At 26.6% G+C, this 2,741-nt stretch carries 3 protein-coding genes and 1 pseudogene; all 4 read left to right on the top strand.

The annotated features are described in order from the left end of the window. Positions 1 to 108: 108 nt before the first annotated feature. A complete protein-coding gene (miaA, locus tag OL66_RS00395; RefSeq protein WP_034172025.1) occupies positions 109 to 984 on the top strand; it encodes a tRNA (adenosine(37)-N6)-dimethylallyltransferase MiaA in 876 nt (291 codons plus the stop codon). A 58-nt stretch (positions 985 to 1,042) separates the two neighbouring features. After that, positions 1,043 to 1,612 carry an elongation factor P gene (gene efp, locus OL66_RS00400; protein WP_034172026.1) on the top strand — a complete coding sequence of 190 codons (570 nt, stop codon included), beginning with the start codon at positions 1,043 to 1,045 and terminating at the stop codon, positions 1,610 to 1,612. A 216-nt stretch (positions 1,613 to 1,828) separates the two neighbouring features. Next, complete coding sequence (locus OL66_RS00405) at positions 1,829 to 2,593, top strand: hypothetical protein (RefSeq protein ID WP_034172027.1); 765 nt, start codon at positions 1,829 to 1,831, stop codon at positions 2,591 to 2,593. A 29-nt stretch (positions 2,594 to 2,622) separates the two neighbouring features. Next, positions 2,623 to 2,741 (top strand): annotated as a pseudogene (locus OL66_RS04520) (ribosome biogenesis GTPase YlqF); the annotation flags it as partial.

The raw sequence follows: 2,741 nt of genomic DNA on the forward strand, positions 1-2,741 counted from the left end.
TTAAATTATTATACCAAACATAACTTTTCCATATAAATTTATAATGATTTTATATTTTGGAAAATATTTAATAACCCCAAAACACTTCTACCCTCATAAAGGAAAATTATGAAAAAAGTAATCGCTATTACAGGTCCTACCGCTTCAGGAAAAACTAGCCTTTCTATTAAAATAGCTAAAAAAATTAATTTAGAAATAATTAATTGCGATTCTCTTCAAATGTATCAAAAATACGATATTGGAACTGCTAAAATAACTCTCGAAGAAGCCCAAGGAATTAAACATCATCTTTTAGATTTTCTTGCTCCTGGAACAAATTACAGTATTTATCATTTTCAAAAAGATGCCCGCAAAAAAATCGAAGAAACACCTCTTCCTTTATTTGTGGGTGGTAGCGGGCTTTATCTTAAATCAGCTCTTTTTGATTATGAATTAACTCCTAAATCTTTGTTTTTGCCACCTACTTCTTTACCTGCAATAGAAAATATGATTGATTTTATTAAACAAAAAGATCCTCAATTAATTGCGAACCTAGATTTAAAAAATCCTCGTCGCATCCTAAGCGCTTATCAAGATTTACTTGCAGGCACTTTAAGGTCACAAAAAAATAAAAAACAAAATCCTCTATATTCTTCGCTAATTTTTTATCTCGATATTGATAGACAAATTTTGAAAAAAAGAGTTATTTTAAGATTGGAACAAATGTTAAAACAAGGTTTTATAGAAGAAGTTAACCAAATTCAAACTCATTTTCCAAACGCCAATTTTAATATTATTGGTTATCGTGAAATTAAAGCTTTGTTAGAAGGAAAAATAACTTTAGATCAAGCCAAAACCTTAATTATTCAAAAAACTATGCAATATGCCAAACGCCAAAAAACTTGGTTTAAAAATCAAATTAAGCCCATCATTCTAGATGCCTTATCCCCTGATTTAGAAAAAACCACTATTTGCCTTATTAACGATTTTTTAAAAACTGATTAAACATTAAACAATTAAACCAACGAAAACAATTCCAAAAAATAAGAAAGTAATTAGAAATATGATTAATACAAACGATTTTAAAACTGGACAAACCATTAAATTCAACAACCAAATTTATCAAATCCTAGAATTTTTACATGTCAAACCTGGTAAAGGTGCTGCATTTGTAAGAACCAAATTAAGAAACCTAAGAACAGGTAGTGTCATTGACTACACTTTTAACGCTGGTATCAAAGTGCAGCCTGCCTTAATTACTAAAATTAAGATGCAATTTCTTTATGCTTTGGAAGATAATTATATTTTTATGAATACTCAAAATTACGAACAATTAGAAATTAACAAACATCAATTAAAAGATTTTCTTAAATATCTTTATGAAGGGCTTTTAGTAGATATTATTTTTTATGAAAATGATGAAATTGTAGGTATCAGTTTACCTGACAAAATCTCTATTAAAGTAGCTTACACCGAACCTGGAGCCAAAGGAGATACCAAAACTAATTCTTTAAAAGATGCCGCTTTAGAAACAGGTTTAGTAATTAAAGTTCCTCTTTTTATCAATATTGGAGAAAAAATTATTATCAATACTGAAACAGGACTTTATTTATCAAGAGACAACAATAAATAAAACACCTTATTTTTGCATTTTTAAACTGCTTTTTTGTTTTATCCACCACATTTAAGCCCTTTTCTTATATATTTTTATAAATTGTGTTTGTTAATTTCTTTGTTTATTATATAATTATAGGTAGTTCATGTCATCTACATTTTGCCTTTATATAGTGTTTTGCGATTTGAATCCGTTTATAAAAATTATAAAAAATAAAAAAAGGATGATGATATTGTGTCTTTTTGGGAAAAATTTTTCAACATAACAAAACAATTTGCTTTTTTTAATACTTTCTTTATGGGTATTCTTTCTGGTGTTATTTTAAGCTCTTTTATTTATTGTCTTCTTTCTTTGTTTAGTGTGAAAAAAACTTTAGCAGCTCATAGACTAGAAAAAACAGATGTTAGTCAACAAGAAATAATTAAATTAATTGAAGCTAAGAAAAAAGATTTCAAAGAAAAAATGAAAAAAGATAAAGGCAATTTTGGGAATTTTTTGATAACTTCTATCCAAGAATTAATTTTAGAAATCTCAATCCAATTTTATCCCAGCTCCAAATATCCCTATCTGGAACTTACCATTGATGAAAGTCTTATTTTGATGTTTTACATAAATCAAAGAGTTGACAAAGTATTTCAAAACAAAATTTTGAGAATGTTTCGCAAAATGACTTTAAAAAGAATCTTTGTAATTAGAGAAATGGTTGTTAAAAAAAACATGATTCAAAAGTATCAAAAAGTTGCCAAAGTAACTAATAATTTTAATAATATCAGAAATTTTTTCAATCCTTTTCATTGGTTTAAAAAAATAATTTTTGACAAACCCTTAGAACTTATTTATCATCAAATAGGAGTTTCTTTGATTGCAATTACAGGCGAAGAAGTTTATAAAATTTATAGTAAAAAGATTTTTGAAACTGAAGAAGACCTCGAAAAAGATCTACAAAAAGTTTTAGATACTATCTCTAAAGTAAGTGCAGATCAAAGCGAAAAAGAGTAATTTACTTAACAAAAGAAATAGGTTTAACAATGAAAACATTTAATTGGTTTCCTGGTCATATGAAAAAAACTTTTGACCAAATTAAAAATAATTTATCTTTGGTTGATATTGTTTTAGTAATTTTGGATGCAAGAATTCCTCTTTCAAG

It is taken from the genome of Chrysanthemum yellows phytoplasma, from assembly GCF_000803325.1.
GTDB classification, from domain to species: Bacteria; Bacillota_I; Bacilli_A; order Acholeplasmatales; family Acholeplasmataceae; genus Phytoplasma; species Phytoplasma asteris.